Consider the following 21035-nt stretch of genomic DNA (forward strand, 5'->3'; position numbering starts at 1 on the left):
TCCTCTTTCTTCCCAAAGATAAATTTTCACTATACCAATTATCAGAAGTTTTTAGATAAAATATATCCAATTACAGCAATCAAAGGATATATATGGTTTTTATAGATGAGATCGTAGCAACAGAGGTGATGGACAGTCGAGGAAATCCAACAGTACGAGCGACCGTAAGCTTGAGCGACGGGACTGTGGAAAGTGCCATTGTCCCCAGCGGTGCAAGCACAGGGAAAAGAGAAGCTCTTGAGTTGCGTGACGGTGGTGACAGATACATGGGGAAAGGTGTATTGCAGGCCTGCGACAATGTCAATGGTGCCATAAGCGATGCATTGGTAGGTCTCAGCCCCTTCAATCAGGCAGAGATCGATCTGATCATGAAAGAAGTGGATGGTACGAATAATTATGCCAACCTTGGTGCCAATGCGGTGCTGGGTGTCTCGATGGCTGTGGCGCGTGCTGCGGCAAGCTCACTGAAAATGCCTCTTTACCGTTACCTTGGAGGCGCCAATGCAGTAATAATGCCTGTACCAATGTTGAATATCATCAACGGAGGAGAACATGCTAACAACTCTGTAGACTTCCAGGAGTATATGGTTATGCCGCTTGGTTTTGACAGATTTTCGGAAGGCTTGAGAGCAGTGTCGGAAGTGTATCATCATCTTAAAAAGATCATTGATGATATGGGCGAGAGTACGGCTGTAGGTGACGAGGGTGGATTCGCACCTAACCTTAAGTCCAACGAGGAACCGATTCAAGTCATAATGCAGGCAATTGAAAAGGCAGGCTATAAACCTGGTGAGCAGATTGCTATTGCACTTGATGTGGCAGCAAGTGAAATCATGAATGATGCCGGAAAATATGTATTGAAGTCAGAAAGTAGGGAACTTACAAGTTCTGAACTTATTGCATATTATGCGGATATGGTTGAAAAATACCCTATTGTGTCTCTTGAAGACGGGCTTGGTGAAGATGATTGGGAAGGCTGGAAAGAGCTCACCGAAGTACTGGGAGACAAGATCCAGCTGGTAGGTGATGACCTTTTTGTGACCAATGTAGCGATCCTCGCTGAAGGCATTGAGAAAGACATTGCCAATTCAATCCTGATTAAACCAAACCAGATAGGTACGGTTTCGGAGACGATGCAGACGGTCAGACTGGCTCAGCGTTCAGGTTATACTTGTGTGATGAGTCACCGTTCCGGTGAAAGTGAAGATACTTTCATTGCAGATTTTGCCGTAGCACTGAATACAGGAGAGATCAAAACGGGATCGACTGCAAGATCTGACAGAATTGCCAAATACAACAGGCTGCTTGCGATCGAAGCGGAATTGGGACAGTTCGAGTATCTTGGCACCTCACTTTTTTCAAAGTAGGATAGGTTTTGTCCGGTACCAACAGGGTAGAAGCTATAGCCGGCCTGTCGCTTAAAGCGATCCTAGTCACGGCGATCGGCATACTGCTCTTTGGTATCTATGTGGGCATTTTGATTTACGGGGAGAATTCATTGATGGTGATGAACCAGCTTAAAGAGAAAAAAGAGATGCTGAAGCAGGAAGAAAAAAGTTTGAAAGTAGAGAACCAGAAGCTGCAGAAAGAGCTTTTTGAACTAAAACAATTAGAACCAAAGGAGTAGGATATGAAACAGTATGTATGGGTAGCAGCGATAGTAGCAATGGTAGGCGTGAATGCCTCGGAAAATCCTTTTGATCTTAATACGAACCTCAAGAAGATAGATCAGGCTGAACAGCAGCTTTTGAGTGATCTGGATAAGATAGCCAAAGAGAAAGAAGCGAAAGAGGAGTTGGATCTTGAAGAGGATGAGGGTGATACTCCCGAACCTGCTGTAGAGGAAGAGACTGCTGCTCCTGCAGAAGATGTTCCCGAAAAAGCAGTTGAAGTGGTTGAAGAGACAACAAAAGTAGTCAAAACACCTTCAGCCTCGGCAGTATCGATAGAAACCCCAGAAGAGAAAGAGGCGAGACTCAAAAAGGTCAAAGAGGAGCAGGAACGTCTTGAGGCGGAAAGGGTAGCCGCAGAAAAAGCAGAGCAGAAGAGAATAGCGGCAGAAAAGACAGCTCAGGAAGCGGCAGAACTGGAGCGTATCAAAAAAGCTCAGAAAGAAAAAAAGGCTGCTGAAGAGCTTGCAAAGCTTGAAGCAGAGAAAGCAGCATTAGAGAAAAAGATGGCGAAAGAAGCAGCAAACAAAGCATCTGTAGATACAAAAAAAGATGAGCCTCATGTTGCCAAAACCATTGAAGATATTAATATTGCCAAGGAAGCCAAAGCGGCAGCAGAAGATGCTGAAAAAAGCCTGAAAGAAGCAATCAGAGAAGTTGATCAGGACTAACCGGTTTTCTTTTTACTGTTAATCCATTTGATCAGCAGCATAGAGAGGATAACTTCAAAGATACTGGCAAGTATCAGCTGATAGTAACTGAGTATATGCAACAGTTTTGTTTCATACCCTATGGTCGCAACTGCAACAAGGAGGGTCAGAGGCATAGAGAGAGAGAAGGCGACCAGCAGTGCGTCTCTTGAACCACTGATCTTCTTTAGAACAACTGCTGCCAGGACACGTGAAAGGATCATTAGTGTGGTGATCAGAAACGCACCGGTGATCACCCCTTCTTCTATCAATGACTTCAGGTCGAATGAAGCACCAACGTGAATGAAAAAGAGTGGAACGAGAAAGCCAAACCCCAAACTTGAAATCTTGGCTTCGAGCTGTTTTTCATGATGAAAAAATGCCGAAATGGCTACCCCTGCGATAAAAGCCCCTAATGCCAACTCCAGTTTCAGATAGAGCATGATGGCAATCAGGATGAAAAAAAGTGCCATTGCAAGACGGATGTCCTGATCGGAAGTATCGAGTTTTGGCATGAGGGTATTCTTGAGTTCAGGCATCCACCAAAAGAGCAGGCGAAGCAGTTTATAGAGCAGGTAGACCACGGCAATGAACCCGGCAAGATAACTCACCTTTGTTACCAATATCATGTTCACGCCGGTTGTGCTGGCAGCATCGAAAATGGTCAGTATGGCAATACTGATGATCTCACCCAGAATACCTGCGATGAAAGCTAGTTTGATCCAGGGTTGTTCTTTGCCGTAGGTTTTTGCCAGAGAGGCAAGTATCCCTATGGAGATGAGGGGCATGGAAATGATAGTGATGGTGTTGAGATGAAAGAGTATTCCTGCAGCCACAGAAAAAAAAGCCATAATCCCCAAAAAAAGCATCGATTGCCTGATAATTGCTTTGGGGCTTTGAGTGATCTGTTTGAGGTCCACTTCCATTCCTGCAAGGAACATCAGGTAAAGAAAGCCTACCTCTGCAATAATGTCAAAATACTGGTTATGCCCGACCAGGCCAATATAGGCAACGATAGAACCCAGAATGATCTCCACCGGAGGTGTTGGCATGCGCAGCAGTTTCGAGACAAAAGGACTTCCCCATATTAGCAAAGAAAGGGTGAGTATCAGTGAAATATCAGTGTGAATCACAGCTAGTCGCTACCTCGTAGCCCAATTTTTCCAGCATAAGCTGGTCCATTTTTGGCGCCGATCCCGATGTGGTCAGGTAATCACCGATGACGATGGAGTTTGCTCCTGCTTTGAACATTTCATCTTCTTTTCCGTTGAAAAGCAATTCCCTGCCGCCTGCGACCATCAGAAGACGATCCTCTCCCAGCAAAGTATGGGCTCTGCGGATGATATTCAGTGCTTCCTCAAAACCGATATTGCGTGTCTTGATAGGCAGGGCAGGATTGGGATGATAGAAGTTCAGAGGTGTTGATTCTGGCTGAAGTGAAGCGATTGCAGAGAGCAGATCTTCCCTGTCCTTCATACTTTCTCCCATACCGAAGATCCCGCCGCTGCAGAGTGCCAGACCGGATGATTTGACGTTCTCACAAGTCTCATAGCGCTCCTGCCAGCCATGAGTGAGGCAGATCTCGGGGTAGTAGCGTTCGGAAGTTTCAAGATTGTGATTATAGCTGTCAATGCCGTGTTCTTTTAGATAGATTAGTTGTTCCAGGCTTGCAGTGCCGTTACAGGCAATGAGGTTGAGCCCCTCTACCTCTGCTTTGACCGCCTGTGCCGCACGCGCTACGAAGTCTACCTTTTTGTCGTCAAGACCTTTGCCGGCAGTTACAAGACAGTATCCCAAAGCCCCATTGGCTTTTGCCTGCCTGGCCTCCTCTACGATCTGCCCGATCTTCTTGTAACTGTAACGTTCTATGTCAGCATGATACCTGACGCTCTGTGTGCAGAATTTGCAGTCCTCTTTGCAGGTGCCGCTGAGAATATTGTTAATGGCACATAAAAAGATCTGTTTCCGGGTTGACATGGTGTTATTTTGCCTCTTCTTTGTGTTTACATTTGAAACATTCAAATATCTCTTTACCACGAAGTGTCTTTTTCCCCATAGTATATCCGCATTCGGGACACTTTTTGTCTACCGGTTCGAAATTGGCGATGAATTTACACTTTGGGTAATTCTCACAGCCAAAGAATTTACCACGTCTTCCTTCTCTTTCCTGAAGTTTTCCACCGCATTCAGGGCAGGGAACGCTCAGCTCTTTGGGAGGGGTAAGCGATTTTGCATTCTTGCATTTCGGGTAGGCGGAGCAGGCAAGGAACTTACCTCTCTTAGAGTTCTTTATCACCATGGGCGAGCCGCATTTCTCGCATTTCTCATCAGTTTCTTCGGGCTGTTCAACTTCCGTACCATCAGTATTTTTGGTGTATTTGCATTTGGGGAAGTTACTGCAGGCAATGAATTCTCCATAGCGTCCTTTTCTAAGCAATAGTTCGGAACCGCACTTGGGGCAGTTCTCTCCTGTTGGTATGGCTACTTTAAGACTCTTGATATTCTTTTTTCCCTCTTCGATCTTCTGCAGAAAAGGTGTATAGAATTCTTTGAGAATGGTCTGCCAGTCGGTTTCCCCTTCGGCGACCTTGTCCAGCGTCTCTTCCATGTTTGCGGTAAAGCCGCTGTCTACGATCTCCGGAAAGTGTTTTTCAAGCATCTCTATAACGGTAAATGCAATCTCTGTAGGGTGAATACGTTTTTTCTCTATCTCGATATACTTTCGTGTCTGAAGAATGGTAATGGTAGGTGCATAGGTACTTGGACGACCGATTCCAAGGGATTCGAGTTTTTTAATAAGGCTGGCCTCATTATAGCGTGCAGGCGGTTCCGTAAAGTGCTGTTCCGCTTTGATATCATCGAGAGAGACAGGTTGCTCTTTCTTGAGTTCGGGAAGTAGTTTGTCTTTTTCATTGTACCCTGTCACCCTGTAGAAACCGTCAAAGAGCAGTTTCCTTCCGCTGGCCTTGAATGTGCACTTGTCTCCTTTGAAGAGGATTGTCTGTGATTCGAGTTCTGCTTCTGTCATCTGACAGGCAAGGAAACGGTTGTAGATGAGCCGGTAGAGCTTGAGCTCGTCAGCATTGAGGAAATTGGCCGCTTTTGTACCGTCGAAGTCAACACGGGTAGGGCGTATCGCTTCGTGCGCTTCCTGTGCGCCTTTTGATTTGCTTGTATAGTGTTTTGCTTTGGCAGGAAGATATTTGTCCCCGTATGTCTCTTTGATATGCGTACGTGCAGCTTCAACTGCTTCTTTTGCAAGGTTGAGCGAATCTGTCCTCATATAGGTAATGATACCCATGGTCCCCTTATCTGTTTTTACTCCTTCATAAAGCTTCTGTGCAACCATCATCGTCTTTTTGGGTGAAAACCCCAGCTGTGTAGATGCTGCCTGCTGAAGAGTAGAAGTCATAAAAGGAGGCGGTGTTTTGGTCTTTCTTTTTGTCTTCTCTATGGAAGAGACCACAAAGGATTCCCCTTTTGCAGATTCCACGATCTCGTTGGCATCAGCATCTGTCTTGATGGTAAGCTTATCAATCTTGAGACCGTTGTAATCATAAATAGAGGCATCGATGTTTTTTTCAAACAGGGCATCGATGGTCCAGTACTCTTCAGGTTTGAACGCCTTGATCTCACGCTCTCTGTCGACTACGATCTTCAGTGTGGAACTCTGTACCCTTCCTGCACTTAGGCCCTTCTGGATCTTACTGGCAAGCAGAGGTGATAGCTTGTACCCTACAATGCGATCAAGCAGTCTTCGTGTCTGCTGGGCATCTACCGAGTCCATGTCCACTTTTCGAGGGTTCTCGAGTGCATGCTGAATAGCTGATTTGGTGATTTCGTGAAAGACGATACGCGGTAGTTCCGTAGGCTCTTTCCCGATCGCTTTGGCAATGTGGTAGCCAATGGCTTCTCCCTCACGGTCCTCATCGGTCGCGATATAGATGGTCTCAGCTTCTTTGGCGAGTTTTTTCAGCTCTTTGACAGTGGGATTCGCATCCCTCGGGATGGAATATTTGGGGATGAGGTCGCCTGTTTCATCATCGATGGTGATACCGAAAGTGCTTTTGGGAAGGTCCCTGATGTGTCCTTTGGAGGCGATGACCTTGTAGTCCTTGCCCAAAAAACTGGTAATAGTACGTGCTTTTGCTGGTGATTCGACGATAATTAGATTTTTCATTCATACTTACTTTATATAAGAAATTTTTGGCATTGTAGCACAAAAGAGGATAAAAGGCTACTTATTGATACTGTTTTTAGTCCCATACCATCGTAAAGTAATAATGGATGAACTTATCGTTTGCTCCCGTGGTAAGGCCTTGAATATGGTTTGAAATAGCTCTCGCTGTCAAAATCATAGGAGAAAGGAATGTAGGTATAAGGTAACTGGTAGTAGTTGAATATTTTCCCCGTTTTTACCCATCCCCAGGAAGCGAGTACTTCGGAGACATTGATACCGATACCGACATAGAGATTGCGTTCCTTCCGTGTATAGTCTTCATGGTCCTGGTAGCCACGGGTATAGTAACCCAGCTGAACTTCCCCATATTTGAGCAGGTTGTCCTGCATACTTTCAAATCCGCTGAATTTTAGGGCAAAAAGGTATTTCATGGAGTTGTACATAGTAAAAACATCGCCACCACTGTTAAAATCGGGAAGGTATTCAAGTCTGAGGTCGACTTTGTTCTTCAGTTGCGGGTATTTCTCCCTGGCATAATAAAAAAGTGCACCTACGGTGTTTGCAACTACATCTTCGTAAGAAAACCCCTGTGATTCACTGAAAGAATCCCCAAGTTCCATGAGAAACTGGAAAGACCAGGCAGAAAGTGACCCATAGATCATGGAGCGGCTCGTATCCATACCCCAATACTCATAAAGGGATGAAAATTCAAGAGACCAGAGATAGGTGGAATACATGTGGCCCATCTTGTCTGCACCGCCGTATTTAGTATCCTTGCCGAACCATCCTTCATGTCCCAGGCTAGGGGTGGTACTGAAGTAATCCCAGAAAGCGATGCCCCACACAGTGACAAGGGCAGCACCGGCAAGGTTGGTGTAGAGGACTCTGTCCATGAGTTCCTCTTCGGACTGTGCCGGTTTCATGATGGAGTTGTAAATGGAGTCACCGAAAGATTCCTGGGGAATCTCTTCCGCGATAAGGCACAATGAGATGAGAATGGAAAGAAGTAAAGCGCGCAAAAAAGGCCTTTCTATTGTTGTTTTAAGATTCTTGGAAGTGTGATCCCCGTCTGGCTCTGGTATTTCCCTTTGCGGTCGGAGTAGGTTGTTTCACACTGTTCGTCCCCCTCCAGGAAGAGTACCTGCGCAATACCTTCATTGGCGTAGATCTTTGCCGGAAGAGGTGTGGTATTGGAAATTTCTATAGTGATGTGCCCTTCAAAACCGGGCTCGAAAGGCGTGACGTTCACGATGATCCCGCAGCGGGCATAGGTGCTTTTCCCCAGGCAGATCGCCAGTGTGTCTTTGGGCATCCTGAAATACTCCACTGTGCGTGCCAGCGCAAAAGAGTTTGGAGGTACGATACAGATATCTCCTTTGAAATCAACTACATTGTTCTCGTTGAAATCTTTGGGGTCCACAACTTCGGCATTGATATTGGTAAAGATCTTGAACTCATCCGAGACACGGATGTCATAGCCGTAGGAACTCAGTCCGTAACTGACGACACCTTCTCCGACAAGTCCTTCGCAAAAAGGAGTTATCATGGCCTCATTGAGTGATTTTTCACGTATCCACTTGTCGGGTTTTAATCCCATCTGTTTTTCCTTCTTATTTATTGTTTTCTGATTACTTTGATATTGGCTTCTGTTTTCATCTTGGAGAAGTAATCCTTCAGCGCCTGATTCTGCTGTTCCTGCCTCCATCGCCCTGCGACAGCATTGCGCGCCTCTTCAAAGGGCAGGAGTTTCCTGCCCTGTTTGCCATTCACTTTGAAAACAACCCATTTGTCGCCGGCATTGATCGGTTTGGTAAATCTGCCGTCAGGAGTGGAAAGCAGCATGGAGAGCATGGCGGGATTCATCCCCTTTGTCTTTTTGGTCGCAGAAATGCTTTTGATACCTTTGGCGCTTCCTGTACGCAAAAAATTCTGGAGTACTTTTTCAGACTTGGCCGAATATTCTGTCATCCGGATCGAAGTCGGCATAGCGAATGCTTCTTTGTGGGTTTCATAATAGAGCTTGAGTTGATCTTCGCTTGGAGGAGTAATATTTCTGGAAATCTTCTCTTTGAAGAAACGTTCTTTTTTCAATGCCTGTCGTATGGACTCACGGTACTTGCTCCAGCTGGTCCCCTGTTTTTTGAGCATTTTCTGCATTTTTGGAATACTGATATTGTTGAGGTTGGCAATCTGCGCGATCTTGGCATCAATGGTCTCTTCTGAGATCTTGATGCTTTTCATGGCTTCTTTCTGCAGTCTGTCCTGTATCAGAAGATCGATCGCCTGCTGTTTGGACATACCGGTCTTTCTTTGTACCTTCTTTATTTCATTGGTGGTGATCGCTTCGCCGTCCACCGTAAGTGCGACCGCATTGACCATCCGGGCATGCGAAAAGGTCAGCAGTGTAAGCAATCCAAGGAGTATGAGTTTGTTCATCTAGTCTCTTTCTTTCGGGCTTTTTGGGGTGCCCTTTGGGGGCAATAAAGTGATAAATTATAGCATAAACGGGTAAGAATCCTCTGAAGGGCGCATTTACTAAAATCTTTTTGCTATAATCGTGTTTTACAGCAGGAGGTCAAGGAAGATGAAGAAGATACTGTATTTTATGGTGGTGTTGACAGCCATGATGACAGCAGGAGAGACGAACAGTTGTTTCAAATGCCACCAGGGTATCGAGCATATCAGAGACCACAAATCCAAAATGATGGAGAAGATCTTTGCCAAAGCGGATGAAGCCGATGTAGCAGGCAATGACTGCGTAGTCTGTCACGGTGGAAATCCTGAGGCATCGACCAAGGAAAAGGCGCATAAAGGAACACCGGAGTACTTTAAAGACAATGAAGGCCCCAAAGCTTTCTACCCGGACCCGGGAAGCCCGTGGATCAACGAAAATACCTGCGGGATGTGCCATAAGAAGCAGATAGCGGCACAGTGGAACAATCTTATGGCCACCGAGGCGGGGAAGATCCACGGTGCCTTGTGGGGATTTGGTGCCAAGGACGGGTACGACCATAACCACAGCAACTTCGGCAATGAAAACATCCATAAACGTGTCGGTACGGATGTCTATACAAAATATATGAATGAGTTGAGCATAAAGGAGCCTCAGGGTTTCCCAAAAAAGATGAAAGCGCTGCCGCCTGCTCCAACCGCGGAGGAAATAGAAAAAGATCCTACACTCTCTGTCTATACTTACCTCAGACAGGAGTGTCTCAGATGCCATACCGGCGGCAAGGGACGTAAACGCAGGGGAGACTTCCGTGGGATCGGATGCTCCTCCTGCCATATTCCCTATTCGAACGAAGGGTATTATGAGGGTAATGACCCGACCATCGACAAAAATGCCACCGGGCATATGCTCGTGCATGCCATACAGTCCTCTCGGAAGGTGAAGGTAAAGGTCCACGACAAGACCTATTCGGGTATCCCTGTGGAGACCTGCACGACCTGCCATAACCGTGGTAAACGTATCGGGGTAAGTTATCAGGGGCTGATGGAAACGGAGTATCAAGCCAACTTCGATATCCAGGGGAACGGGCAGCCCAAGCTGCATACCAAGCGCTATCTGCATCTTCAGGAAGATATCCACTACTCCAAAGGGATGCTCTGCCAGGACTGTCACACATCTATAGACCATCATGGGGATGGTTTTAACGTGGGAGCGAACCTGGGTGCCGTGGAGATCGAGTGTCAGGACTGTCACGGAACAACGGACAAATACCCATGGGAACTGCCGCTTGGCTACAGTGACGAGTTCAAGACCACACCGAAGACAGGTAAGTCCAGAGGGGTGGGGCATACCCTGGCCAAATACCTGGAGCAGGGGTATGTTCCCAAAGACAAGGGTGACGGTTTCCTGCTCTCTGCACGCGGAAACCCGCTTCCCAAAGCTATTAGAAAAGGCAATGAAGTGGTCATGCATCTGGCTTCAGGGAAAGATTTGACGCTCAAGCCGCTCAAACTGCTTAAAAAAGAGGGCAAGATCTCCAAAGAAGGGCTGGTGGCGATGGACCAGATCAAGGCACATACGGACAAGCTGGAGTGCTATACCTGCCATGCTACCTGGGCGCCACAGTGTTACGGCTGTCATGTCAAGATAGACTACAGCGGCGGCAAGCAGAACCCGGACTATCTGGCCGCTTCAGCCGTACACCATAACGGTGTGACGGGGGAAGTACATAATCTCAAAGATTTCCTGGTCGACGGAAAAGTGACCGAGACGCGATCCTACCTGCGCTGGGAAAATCCTGCCCTGGCACAGAACGGAGAGGGAAGGATTTCTCCTGTTATTCCGGGCTGTCAGGTCATTCTGACGGTCATCGGCAAGGATGGCAAGGCCAAACTGCATAACCACATCTTTAAGATCCCCAATAAAGAGGGAAGAGGCAAAGAGGGTGTCAACTCTATTGTCATGTCGCCTGTCAATCCGCATACCATTACCAAAAAGGCAAGAACCTGTACCTCCTGCCATGACTCCGCCAAAGCACTGGGCTACGGCATAGAGGGTGGAAAATACTTTGCTGACCAGAGCAAGACGACCATCGTAGACCTGATGAGCGCGGACAAAACCGTCCTGCCGAACAGAACGGACGAACAGATGCCGAGCATCCCCAATCTCAAAGATGATCTCTCCCGTTTCGTTGACGAGAATGGTACCCAGCTGCAGACCGTTGGAGATCACTGGAAACTTTCACAAGCACTTGACAACGAGACAAGAAGCAAACTCGACAGAAGAGGCGTCTGCCTCAGCTGCCACCAGGAGATGCCAAGCGAAGACCTAGCTGTTTCCATGATGGTACATACTGCCAAATTTGCAGGAGTCAAGATTGACAACAAGGTTCACCATTCGATCATTCACAAAACCATTCTTTTGAGTGCCTGGGTGCAGGTCTTGTCCGCGTTGGTGCTGGGTGGCAGTCTGGTCTACTGGCTGATGAAGAGAAGAAAGAGAAGAAAATGAATAAAAATTTTGCATTAATTGGAGCAGCCGGCTATATTGCTCCAAGACATATGAAGGCTATCAAGGAGACAGACAACACACTTGTGGCGGCACTTGATCCCTATGACGGTATTGGTATTATAGACAGTTATTTCCCTGATGCAAATTTCTTTACGGAGTTTGAACGTTTTGATAGGTTTGTTGATAAATGGAGAAGAGATACCGGTAACAAGATAGACTATGTTTCCATCTGTTCACCCAATTATTTACATGATTCACACATACGGTTTGCACTCAAGAGCAGTGCTGATGCGATCTGTGAAAAACCGCTTGTTCTCAATCCCTGGAATATTGATCAACTTAAGATCATAGAAGAAGAAACTAGTAATAAAGTATATAATATTTTGCAACTTAGACTTCATCCATCGATTATTGCACTTAAAGAAAAGGTAATTAAAGAGCTAGAAGAAAACCCAAATAAAATATACGATATTGACCTAACCTATTTAACTTCAAGAGGGAAATGGTATTTCATCTCATGGAAAGGGGATCAGGAAAAGTCAGGGGGTATCGCTTCAAATATCGGTGTACACTTTTACGATATGCTCTGTTGGATCTTCGGTGATGTTGAAGAGAATGTGGTCCATGTCAAAACACCTGACTGTAACGCTGGATCATTCAAGCTCAAGCATGCCAATGTACGATGGTTTCTTTCCGTCAATTATGATTACATCCCTGAAGAGATCAAAGCTCAGGGACAGCGGACTTACCGGTCTATTACTGTAGATGGTGATGAGATAGAATTCTCCGGAGGGTTTACCGATCTTCATACCCGAAGCTATGAAGAGATACTCAAAGGTAATGGGTTTGGACTTGAGGAGGCTTACGGCTCTATCAATACAGTCTCAACTATACGCCGTCTTGATGCGGTGGGGCTAAAGGGTGAGTATCATCCATTCTGTAAAAAGGTGTTTGGATAATGTCTGAAGTTTTTGTCCATGAGAGCAGTTACGTTGATGAAAATGTCAATATGGGGAAAGGTACAAAAGTTTGGTATTTTTCACACATTCTTTCCCATACGGTCATTGGCGAGAATTGCTCGTTTGGGCAGAACTGTGTTGTTGGCCCGAAGGTAAAAGTCGGCAACGGGGTCAAGGTTCAAAATAATGTCTCCATTTATGAAGGGGTTGAGGTGGAAGATGATGTTTTTTTGGGACCATCGATGGTCTTTACTAATGTCATCAACCCCCGTGCTTTCATCTCCAGAAAAGAGGAATTTAAAAGAACACTGCTCAAAAAAGGGTGTTCCATCGGTGCAAATGCAACGATCGTCTGCGGTGTAACGATAGGCGAATATGCATTGGTTGCTGCCGGTGCAGTGATCACCAAAGATGTCAAGCCTTATGCTCTGATGGCCGGAGTGCCGGCAGTACAGATAGGATGGGTAGGTATATCTGGAGAAACACTCAGGTTTCTGGAAAACAGAGCTGAAGATATGTTCGCCCGATATGAACTTGACAGTGATGTGCTGAAAGTGAGTCGTAAGTGAAGATAGATTTTGCAAAGCTGCAGTATCAGTACCAGTTGTATAAAACGGAGATAGACGCTGCAATCCAGAATGTATTGGACAAATCCAACTATATTATGGGTGAAGAGGTTAGGCAGCTTGAAGATAAGCTGGAAGAATTTTCCGGAGCCAAACACGCTATCACCTGTGGTAGCGGTACAGATGCCCTGCTTCTTGCTATGATGGCGCTGGGGATTAGGGCGGGAGACGAAGTCATCACAACCCCTTTTACTTTCATCGCAACAGCGGAAACGATAGCTTTTCTTGGAGCTAAGCCAGTGTTTGTTGATATCGATGAAAAAACCTACAATATCGATCCTGAAAAAATCGAAGAGAAAATCACATCTAAAACAAAAGTGATTATGCCAGTTTCACTCTATGGACAGCCGTCAGATATGGATGCTATTCAAGCCATTGCGGACAAATATGATTTAAAAGTTATTATAGACGGTGCTCAGAGCTTTGGTAGTACATACAAAGGGAAAACCGACAGTTGTCTGGGGGATATTTCAACGACAAGTTTTTTCCCTGCCAAACCACTGGGGTGTTTTGGTGACGGTGGTGTAGTGTTTACCAATAATGATGTTTTGGCAGAAAAGATAAAAAGTTTAAGAGTTCATGGACAATCCAAACGTTACCATCATAAGTACATTGGCATGGGTGGACGCATGGATACATTGCAGTGTGCTGTGGTGAATGTGAAGTTAAAATATTATGAGAAAGATTTAAAGTTACGTCAAGAAGTAGCACAGAAGTATACAGAAGCTTTAAAGGCCAAAGATTTTATTTTGCCTTTTGTAGATAATAGGACAACTTCTGTTTGGGCCCAATATAGTGTTAGAATTCAAAATAGAGATGAAGTTCAATCTAAATTAAAAGAGCAAGGTATTCCTACTGCTGTGCATTATCCTATAGCTTTGCATTTGCAGGAGTGTTTTTCTTATTTAGGATATAGTAAAGGGGACTTTCCTATAGCTGAACAGGTTTCAAGTGAGATTATGTCTTTACCGATGAATCCTTATTTGAGTGATGAAGAGATAGAGTATATTGCTAAACAAATATGATAAATAAGTTAAAACCAAAATCTGAATTTTCTCGTAATGTACTTACGCTTATGACTGGTACGACTATAGCTCAATCTATTCCTATAGCAATTAGTCCGATTTTGACTCGCATTTATACACCTGAAGATTTCGGAGTATTCGCACTCTATATGAGTATAGCTTCTTTATTCTCTGTAATGGCCACTGGTCGTTATGAGTTGGCCATAATGCTTCCGGAAAAGGACAGTGACGCCATAAATATTGTAGCACTTTCTATAATAATATCTTTTTTTATAAGTTTTATATCATTTATAGTTATATATGTTTTTAATGCCAAAATAACAGATTTATTAGGGAATCCTGAAATAGCGACTTGGCTCTATTTTATACCTGTTGCTGTTTTGTTGACAGGCATTTATCAAAGTCTTAATTATTGGTCAAATAGAAAAAAACAGTATAAAAGATTAGCTGCAAGCAGGGTTATTCAGAGTGGAACTACCGCTGCTGTAAATCTTGGGATGGGACTTGGTGGGTTTGGAAGTAGCGGGCTGATACTCGGTAGTGTTTTGGGACAAGGGGTTACTACAACAATTCTTGGAAAACTTGTTTGGCAAGAAGATAGGCAGAGATTATTGCAGATAAAAACAGTAAAAATATTTTCCTTGGCCAAAAAACATAAAAAATTACCAATATATAATCTACCTAATGCGATAATAGATGGTTTTAGATTATCTGGAATAAGTATACTTATAGCGAAATTTTTTACTGCTGCTACTTTAGGGCAGTTTTCTTTGGCATTTAAAATGGTACAAACACCTATGTCTCTTATAAGCAGCTCTTTATCACAAGTGTTTTATCAAAAAGTATCAAGTTCCAAGAGAAGTGATTTATATAGAATTGTAGTACGCTTTATACTAAAAGCCTCACTGGTTGCCATCCCTGTTTTTTTATTTATTTATTTGTTTGCGGACGATATTTTTGTTTTTATTTTTGGTGAAAATTGGAAACTTGCAGGTGAAGCAGCTTCTGTTCTGACCCCATGGTTATTTTTGAATTTTATATCTTCACCATTGGGCACTATTTTAATAGTTCTAAACAAGCAGGAGGTTATACTGAATGTATCTATGATTTATGCGTTGGTGCCAGTTTTAATATTAATGTTTTTTCATGAGTTTGGATTTCTTGAAATCCTCTCCATGGTTACGATGTGTATGAGTGTTATTTTACTGTTTTATATCCTGTATATCGTAAGGTACACTAAAAAGGAAGCCAATGCAGTATGACGATAAGGTATTAGAATATTTATTAGGAATGCGATTTAGCAATGCCGTGAAAATGAAGCTGACAAATGAAAAAAAACTTTTTAACAGAGATGAATATTTACTTCATGTATCAGAAAATAAAATTGTTGTGCATTTGGGTTTTGTAGATCATCTTCCTATCATTGATCGAAAAATAGAACAAAAAAGTTGGCTGCACCAGAGGCTTATTGATAGAAGCAAACTGTGTTTTGGTATTGATATCAATAAAAAAGGGATCGAATATATTCAAAACAGATACAGTATTCCACACTTACATACGATAGATATAACAAAGGATCAGTTACCTGAAGAGATAGTAAAGGAAAAAATTGATTATTTATTAATACCCGATGTAATTGAACATATCGGTAACCCTGTAATATTTTTACAAGCCATTCGAAAAAAATTTAGTAATGTAGATACAATTATCCTAACTACGCCCAATGCATTTCGGCTCAATAATTTTATTTTTGCATTTAAAAACATAGAATGTATCAATAGTGATCACAGGTTTTGGTTTACCCCATACACACTATCAAAAATTGCTGTCGATGCCGGTTTTGATATTGAAAAGCTTGAATTTTGTGAACATGACGTTCTAAGCAGAAGACAGATAGTAAAAAAAATGTTTTTATCTAAATATTTTACCTTTAGAGACACGTTACTTATTGAACTAAAATCGAGCCATGATTGAAATAATTCTTATAACATCTTCGTTTCCATACTATCCCGGAGAGCAATTTTTGGAAACAGAGGTAGAGTATTACCCAAAGAGAGCAAATTTGACAATTATGCCCATTACCGCACATCCAAAATACAGAAACGTTCCCAATGGCATAAAAGTGGATCAGTTTTTGTGCAAAAAGAGTGTAACTTTAGTAGATAAATTATACTATTTGATTAAGTCAATGGGTACACGTTTGTTTTATAAAGAGTTTAGAACTCAGGTAGGTACCAATACAAAAAGGATAAAACAATTTTTATTTTCCATGTATACATACCAGAGATTTTATGAACTCTTTGATGTATATTTTCATAAAAAAGAAAAATTAAATAGTACTGTTGTCTATACGTACTGGAATACAGAAGCTACTTATGCATTGCAAAGTCTGAAAAAAAAATATGGTTATAAACTCGTAAGTAGAATTCACGGAATGGATCTTTACCAAGAGAGAAGAAAAGATGGCTATATGCCGCTAAAACACCTCTTTACGCATAATATAGATAAAGTTTTTACAATTACGGAGTCAGCGAATACCTATCTAAATACAACATATGGATTTAGTCATGAAATATTAAAAGTATATAGACTGGGCGTTAATGATTACGGTATCTACTGTAAACCCGGTCCAGACCATGTTCTTTCTATTGTTTCATGTTCCTTTTTGGTGAAGGTAAAGCGAGTTGATAAAATTATTGATGCATTGCACGCGTTAGCAAACAGGTTTCATGCTGTTACTTTCATATGGAACCACATAGGTAGTGGACCTCTTGAAAAAACTTTGAAAGATTTAGCAAATAAAAAGTTATCTCAAAAAGAAAATATTATTTTTAATTTTATAGGACAATTAACCAACCAAGAAGTTTATAAGTTTTATAAAGAGAATAAAGTAGATGTATTAATCAATGTTAGTGAATCAGAAGGTGTTCCTGTTTCTATTATGGAAGCTATGAGTTGTCATATTCCTATCATAGCGCCAAATATTGGTGGCATAAGTGAGATGATTGATAATAAAGTTAATGGTGTGTTGTTGAATGAAAAATGTGAAGTAAATGAAATAGTTGATAGCTTGGGAAATATTCATTTTTTTAAAAGTGAAGTAGTAAGAGAAAAATCACATAGTATATTTTTGAAAAAATATAATGCACAAACCAATTATAATAATTTTATTAATGATCTGAAAGCTTTGGTGGATACTAAAGTGAAGCAAGTTATATGAAATATTTTAACACTCTATAAAAAATAATTTAAGGAAATAAAAATTGAAAAAGATTATATTTCATCATCCATTGCCTCTTAGGGAAAATACGGCATCAGCAAGTGGTATCAGACCACTTAAAATGATGCAGGCATTTGAAAAAATTGGATATCAAGTTACATTGGTTACTGGTTATTGCAGAGAAAGAAAAAAAAGTATTGAAGATATTAAACAGCAAATACATTCTGGTGTAAAATTTGATTTTCTTTATTCTGAATCATCAACTCAACCGACACTTTTGACAGAAAAAGATCATTTACCAATGTGCCCATTTTTAGATTTTAATTTTTTTAGATTTTGTAAAAATAACGGAATAAAAATAGGGCTCTTTTATAGAGATATTTATTGGCTTTTTCCAGAATATGGTATATCTCTATCTTTTTTCAAAAGAAAAATAGCTAAATTTTTTTATCGCTATGATTTGCAAAAATACAATGATTTAGTAGATATTGTTTATCTTCCATCATATCAGATGGCAAAATATATCCCAACAGTCAGTCAAAATAAATTTAAGCCTCTTCCTCCTGGACAGGATGAGTATGCGACAAAAGAGTTGAAAACTATTGATGAACCAATTGAACTACTTTATATAGGTGGATTAGGAAGTCACTATCAAATGCACAAACTTTTTAGTGTATTGAAAAAATTTCCTAAAATACATTTTACTCTTTGTACAAGAGAAAATGAGTGGAAAAATATTAAAGAAGAGTATGAACCTACTACTAATAATATATCCATCGTACATAAAAGTAGTGGTGATTTAAAAGATTTATATCAAAATGCACATATAGCCATGCTTTTTGTAAAGCCTCAGGAGTACTGGGAGTTTGCTGCACCCGTTAAGTTATATGAATATATTGGGCAAGAAAAACCTATTATAGCTTCGATAGGGACTTTAGCTGGAGAGTTCGTAAACGAAAATGATATTGGATGGAGTTTGGAGTATAATGAAAAGGACATTGAAAATTTTTTTAAATATTTGTTAGAAAGTTCATCTATACTATATGCAAAAATTAAAAATATAAACAAAATTAAGCATAAACATTCCTGGGAAGCAAGAGCAGAAGAAGTTCAAAAGGACCTCTCAAAATGAGATTATTACTTCTATCAGATCCTAATTCAGTACACACTATTAAATGGGCAAAATCGCTATCTGAAAATGATATTGAAATTGTAATTTTTGGTTTAGGCAATTTTACAGTTGATGATTATGATGGCATTACTAATATAACGGTTAAAAATTTAAACCAAACTATTGATGTAGAAGATGGAAAGTGGTATAAAATAAAATATCTTTACGCACTACCAACAATTAAAAAAATTATCAGAGAGTTTAAGCCAGATATTATACATGCCCACTATGCTACAAGTTATGGACTCTTAGGGGCTTTAAGTAGTTTTTCGCCATTTGTACTCTCTGTATGGGGAAGCGATGTATTCGATTTTCCACATAAATCATTTTTACATAAGTCTATCTTGAAATTCAATCTTAAAAAAGCAGATAAAATACTATCAACTTCACATGTAATGAAAGAAGAAACTAATTTATATACAAAGAAAGAAATAGAAGTAACGCCATTTGGAATTGATATAGAGCAGTTCAAACCTATGAAAGCAGAAAGTTTATTTACTCAACATGATATCGTTATCGGAACGGTTAAAACACTGCAAGAAAAATATGGAATAGAGTATTTAATTAAAGCCTTTAAAATACTTAGTGACAAATATACAGGCTTACCTTTAAAGCTTTTGATCGTTGGTAGTGGAAAACTAGAGAAAAACTTAAAAAAGTTAACTGAAAAACTAGACATTCAGCACAAAACAATCTTTACAGGGAAAGTGCCGTTTTCAGATGTACCAAAATATCATAATATGTTGTCAGTATCAGTGTCAGTATCAAATAGTGAAAGTTTTGGGGTTGCAGTTATTGAAGCATCGGCATGTGCCAAACCCGTTATAGTGTCAAATGTAGGTGGTCTTCCTGAAGTTATTGAAGATGGAGTAACTGGAATTATAGTGCCACCAAGAAATCCAGAGATGACTGCAAAAGCAATTGAAAAATTAATACTTGACCCTAGTTTTAGAACTCAAATGGGTGATGCGGGGAGAACAAGAGTTTGTAAACTTTATAATTGGAAAGATAATGTAAAGCAGATGATAAAAGTTTATAACGAGGTTTTAAAATGATAAAAATATTAACAATATTAGGTGCAAGACCACAGTTCATAAAAGCAGGCTTCGTAAGCCGTGAGATAGCAAATCGCCAAGAGATAAACGAAGTTATTGTTCATACAGAGCAGCATTATGATGCCAATATGAGTGATATCTTTTTTGATGAGATAAAAATTCCCAAATCGGACTATTCTTTAGGAATAGGCGGAAAAACACATGGTATTATGACGGGACAGATGATAGAAAAGATAGAAGAATATAGTGGACTGAAAAATCAAGACAACAATTTGCTCTTATTTATTTTCACCTCCATTGTGCCGAAAGCGTCATTTTTTCAAGATAAAGTTGACTCTTATGGCTTAACTTCTACTTTTAAAGAAGTTGGAGAAAGGGAGGATTGCCATTGATTTGGAATTTCAGAACTATTTTTACACTACTGTTTGGCAGGAAGTATGGTAAAATATATATTAGCTTAAATACTGAAAAGAAATTATGACAGAGATATCCATAATTATCCCATGCCTCAATGAAGGGAACTACATAGCGGCTTGCATTGACTCAATTAACCGTTCCGGTTTGGAATCGTATGAACTCATATTCGTGGATGGGGGAAGCAGTGATGCAACAGCAGAGATCATCCAACGGTACCAAGATATACACATCAAACTGTTGTACAATCCTCGAAAGTTTACTCCTATCAGTATGAATATCGGTATCAAAGCTTCGACAGGCAAGTATATTTTTATTATATCGGCACATGCAGAGTACCCCAAAAGTTATTTTTCGGATTTGGCAGCGTATATCAAAAAATTCAATGCCAATTGTGTTGGGGGTGTTTTAATAACAGAAGTGAAAAACAAAAACCCTAAATCTATCGCCATTAAAAAGGTATTGACAGACAGGCTGGGTGTCGGCAACGCCGATTTTAGAACCGGAGTAGATAAGGTGAAAAAGGTCGATACGGTTGCTTTTGGATGCTATAGCAGAGAGACATTTGAAGAGTATGGCTTATATGACGAACGCCTTGTACGCAATCAGGATATAGAGATAAACAAACGCATTGTTCACGGAGGCGGAAGCATATATCTTGTGCCCAGTGTGCGAGCTGTATACTATGCCAGAGAAACATTTACAGAGTTGGCAAGGAACCAGTATCAAAATGGCTGCTGGAATATTCTTACGATATACTATACAAAAACCTTTGCTTCATTGAGTTTGCGCCATTTTGTTCCGTTGCTGTTTCTTTTGTCTCTGCTTTTGCCTCTGCTCTTTACCGTAGCATATCCAAAGCTTGCATGGTTTACTTTTCTGTCATTGGTTAGTTATCTCACTTTGGTTATAATCATGAGCTTTAGACTGAAAGAGAGGTGGATAGACCTTCCCTATCTTGTAGGTGCATTTCTGACACTGCACCTCTTTTACGGGCTGGGTTCATTGGCAGGTTTGTTTACCGTTGTCAAAAAAATTATAAAAGGTAAGATGTGAAGCAGTCAAA

General features: G+C 41.3%; 20 protein-coding genes. 14 read left to right on the forward strand and 6 right to left on the reverse strand.

Annotated features, from left to right (window positions below; translation table 11 throughout):
- Positions 1–92 precede the first annotated feature (92 nt).
- The 3 genes from eno to SUN_RS12885 are packed head-to-tail and all read left to right on the forward strand — an operon-like array spanning position 93 to position 2341.
- Positions 93–1367: a phosphopyruvate hydratase gene (gene eno / locus SUN_RS00435; RefSeq protein ID WP_011979776.1), complete on the forward strand. Its 1275-nt coding sequence runs from the start codon at positions 93–95 to the stop codon at positions 1365–1367.
- Between the two features lie 8 nt (positions 1368–1375).
- Positions 1376–1627: an FtsB family cell division protein gene (locus SUN_RS00440; RefSeq protein ID WP_011979777.1), complete on the forward strand. Its 252-nt coding sequence runs from the start codon at positions 1376–1378 to the stop codon at positions 1625–1627.
- A 3-nt stretch (positions 1628–1630) separates the two neighbouring features.
- The gene (locus SUN_RS12885) at positions 1631–2341 is read left to right on the forward strand and encodes a hypothetical protein (protein ID WP_011979778.1); all 711 of its coding nucleotides are present in this window, start codon (positions 1631–1633) and stop codon (positions 2339–2341) included.
- Here SUN_RS12885 and SUN_RS00450 read toward each other — a convergent pair.
- From SUN_RS00450 to SUN_RS00475, 6 genes are all read right to left on the reverse strand, one after another.
- A complete protein-coding gene (locus tag SUN_RS00450) occupies positions 2338–3492 on the reverse strand; it encodes a cation:proton antiporter (RefSeq protein WP_011979779.1) in 1155 nt (384 codons plus the stop codon). The genes SUN_RS12885 and SUN_RS00450 overlap by 4 nt on opposite strands.
- Positions 3479–4336, reverse strand: a complete 858-nt coding sequence (locus SUN_RS00455; RefSeq protein WP_041672621.1) for a biotin synthase — start codon at positions 4334–4336, stop codon at positions 3479–3481. The genes SUN_RS00450 and SUN_RS00455 overlap by 14 nt, the downstream gene beginning before the upstream one ends.
- A 4-nt stretch (positions 4337–4340) precedes the next feature.
- Positions 4341–6539, reverse strand: coding sequence for a type I DNA topoisomerase (gene topA, locus SUN_RS00460; RefSeq protein WP_011979781.1), 2199 nt, complete (start codon positions 6537–6539; stop codon positions 4341–4343).
- Positions 6540–6652: 113 nt separating this feature from the next.
- Entirely contained in the window at positions 6653–7558 is a 906-nt protein-coding gene (locus SUN_RS00465) for a DUF2279 domain-containing protein (RefSeq protein WP_011979782.1), read from the reverse strand.
- An 11-nt stretch (positions 7559–7569) separates the two neighbouring features.
- Positions 7570–8136, reverse strand: a complete 567-nt coding sequence (dcd, locus tag SUN_RS00470; protein WP_011979783.1) for a dCTP deaminase — start codon at positions 8134–8136, stop codon at positions 7570–7572.
- Positions 8137–8153: 17 nt separating this feature from the next.
- Positions 8154–8975, reverse strand: a complete 822-nt coding sequence (locus SUN_RS00475) for a peptidylprolyl isomerase (protein WP_011979784.1) — start codon at positions 8973–8975, stop codon at positions 8154–8156.
- 148 nt (positions 8976–9123) lie between these two features.
- On the opposite strand from SUN_RS00475, the gene SUN_RS00480 reads away from it, so the two are divergent.
- From SUN_RS00480 to SUN_RS00530, 11 genes are all read left to right on the forward strand, one after another.
- Positions 9124–11499, forward strand: coding sequence for a multiheme c-type cytochrome (locus SUN_RS00480; RefSeq protein WP_011979785.1), 2376 nt, complete (start codon positions 9124–9126; stop codon positions 11497–11499).
- On the forward strand, positions 11496–12458 hold the full coding sequence (locus SUN_RS00485; protein WP_011979786.1) for a Gfo/Idh/MocA family protein: 963 nt from the start codon (positions 11496–11498) through the stop codon (positions 12456–12458). Before SUN_RS00480 ends, SUN_RS00485 begins: the two co-directional genes overlap by 4 nt.
- Entirely contained in the window at positions 12458–13027 is a 570-nt protein-coding gene (locus tag SUN_RS00490) for an acyltransferase (RefSeq protein WP_011979787.1), read from the forward strand. The genes SUN_RS00485 and SUN_RS00490 overlap by 1 nt, the downstream gene beginning before the upstream one ends.
- On the forward strand, positions 13024–14109 hold the full coding sequence (locus SUN_RS00495; RefSeq protein WP_011979788.1) for a DegT/DnrJ/EryC1/StrS family aminotransferase: 1086 nt from the start codon (positions 13024–13026) through the stop codon (positions 14107–14109). The genes SUN_RS00490 and SUN_RS00495 overlap by 4 nt, the downstream gene beginning before the upstream one ends.
- Positions 14106–15371 carry a lipopolysaccharide biosynthesis protein gene (locus tag SUN_RS00500; RefSeq protein WP_011979789.1) on the forward strand — a complete coding sequence of 422 codons (1266 nt, stop codon included), beginning with the start codon at positions 14106–14108 and terminating at the stop codon, positions 15369–15371. The genes SUN_RS00495 and SUN_RS00500 overlap by 4 nt, the downstream gene beginning before the upstream one ends.
- Positions 15361–16083, forward strand: coding sequence for a hypothetical protein (locus SUN_RS00505; protein ID WP_011979790.1), 723 nt, complete (start codon positions 15361–15363; stop codon positions 16081–16083). The genes SUN_RS00500 and SUN_RS00505 overlap by 11 nt, the downstream gene beginning before the upstream one ends.
- Positions 16076–17329 carry a glycosyltransferase gene (locus SUN_RS00510; protein WP_011979791.1) on the forward strand — a complete coding sequence of 418 codons (1254 nt, stop codon included), beginning with the start codon at positions 16076–16078 and terminating at the stop codon, positions 17327–17329. The genes SUN_RS00505 and SUN_RS00510 overlap by 8 nt, the downstream gene beginning before the upstream one ends.
- A 43-nt stretch (positions 17330–17372) precedes the next feature.
- Positions 17373–18461 carry a glycosyltransferase gene (locus SUN_RS00515; RefSeq protein ID WP_011979792.1) on the forward strand — a complete coding sequence of 363 codons (1089 nt, stop codon included), beginning with the start codon at positions 17373–17375 and terminating at the stop codon, positions 18459–18461.
- Positions 18458–19555: a glycosyltransferase gene (locus tag SUN_RS00520; protein WP_011979793.1), complete on the forward strand. Its 1098-nt coding sequence runs from the start codon at positions 18458–18460 to the stop codon at positions 19553–19555. Before SUN_RS00515 ends, SUN_RS00520 begins: the two co-directional genes overlap by 4 nt.
- Complete coding sequence (locus tag SUN_RS00525; RefSeq protein ID WP_011979794.1) at positions 19552–19947, forward strand: UDP-N-acetylglucosamine 2-epimerase; 396 nt, start codon at positions 19552–19554, stop codon at positions 19945–19947. Before SUN_RS00520 ends, SUN_RS00525 begins: the two co-directional genes overlap by 4 nt.
- A gap of 85 nt (positions 19948–20032) precedes the next feature.
- Positions 20033–21025: a glycosyltransferase family 2 protein gene (locus tag SUN_RS00530; RefSeq protein WP_011979795.1), complete on the forward strand. Its 993-nt coding sequence runs from the start codon at positions 20033–20035 to the stop codon at positions 21023–21025.
- The last annotated feature ends 10 nt before the right edge of the window (positions 21026–21035 follow it).

This window comes from Sulfurovum sp. NBC37-1 (genome assembly GCF_000010345.1).
Classification (GTDB): Bacteria; Campylobacterota; Campylobacteria; order Campylobacterales; family Sulfurovaceae; genus Sulfurovum.

Excerpts from the sequence above, each read along its gene's own strand:
- SUN_RS00480 (WP_011979785.1), top strand. The coding sequence starts at position 9,124 with ATGAAGAAGATACTGTATTTTATGGTGGTGTTGACAGCCATGATGACA.
- topA (WP_011979781.1), bottom strand. The coding sequence starts at position 6,539 with ATGAAAAATCTAATTATCGTCGAATCACCAGCAAAAGCACGTACTATT.
- dcd (WP_011979783.1), bottom strand. The coding sequence starts at position 8,136 with ATGGGATTAAAACCCGACAAGTGGATACGTGAAAAATCACTCAATGAG.
- SUN_RS00485 (WP_011979786.1), top strand. The coding sequence starts at position 11,496 with ATGAATAAAAATTTTGCATTAATTGGAGCAGCCGGCTATATTGCTCCA.
- SUN_RS00475 (WP_011979784.1), bottom strand. The coding sequence starts at position 8,975 with ATGAACAAACTCATACTCCTTGGATTGCTTACACTGCTGACCTTTTCG.
- SUN_RS00510 (WP_011979791.1), top strand. The coding sequence starts at position 16,076 with ATGATTGAAATAATTCTTATAACATCTTCGTTTCCATACTATCCCGGA.
- SUN_RS00490 (WP_011979787.1), top strand. The coding sequence starts at position 12,458 with ATGTCTGAAGTTTTTGTCCATGAGAGCAGTTACGTTGATGAAAATGTC.
- eno (WP_011979776.1), top strand. The coding sequence starts at position 93 with ATGGTTTTTATAGATGAGATCGTAGCAACAGAGGTGATGGACAGTCGA.
- SUN_RS00520 (WP_011979793.1), top strand. The coding sequence starts at position 18,458 with ATGAGATTATTACTTCTATCAGATCCTAATTCAGTACACACTATTAAA.
- SUN_RS00530 (WP_011979795.1), top strand. The coding sequence starts at position 20,033 with ATGACAGAGATATCCATAATTATCCCATGCCTCAATGAAGGGAACTAC.
- SUN_RS00500 (WP_011979789.1), top strand. The coding sequence starts at position 14,106 with ATGATAAATAAGTTAAAACCAAAATCTGAATTTTCTCGTAATGTACTT.
- SUN_RS00525 (WP_011979794.1), top strand. The coding sequence starts at position 19,552 with ATGATAAAAATATTAACAATATTAGGTGCAAGACCACAGTTCATAAAA.
- SUN_RS12885 (WP_011979778.1), top strand. The coding sequence starts at position 1,631 with ATGAAACAGTATGTATGGGTAGCAGCGATAGTAGCAATGGTAGGCGTG.
- SUN_RS00505 (WP_011979790.1), top strand. The coding sequence starts at position 15,361 with ATGCAGTATGACGATAAGGTATTAGAATATTTATTAGGAATGCGATTT.
- SUN_RS00455 (WP_041672621.1), bottom strand. The coding sequence starts at position 4,336 with ATGTCAACCCGGAAACAGATCTTTTTATGTGCCATTAACAATATTCTC.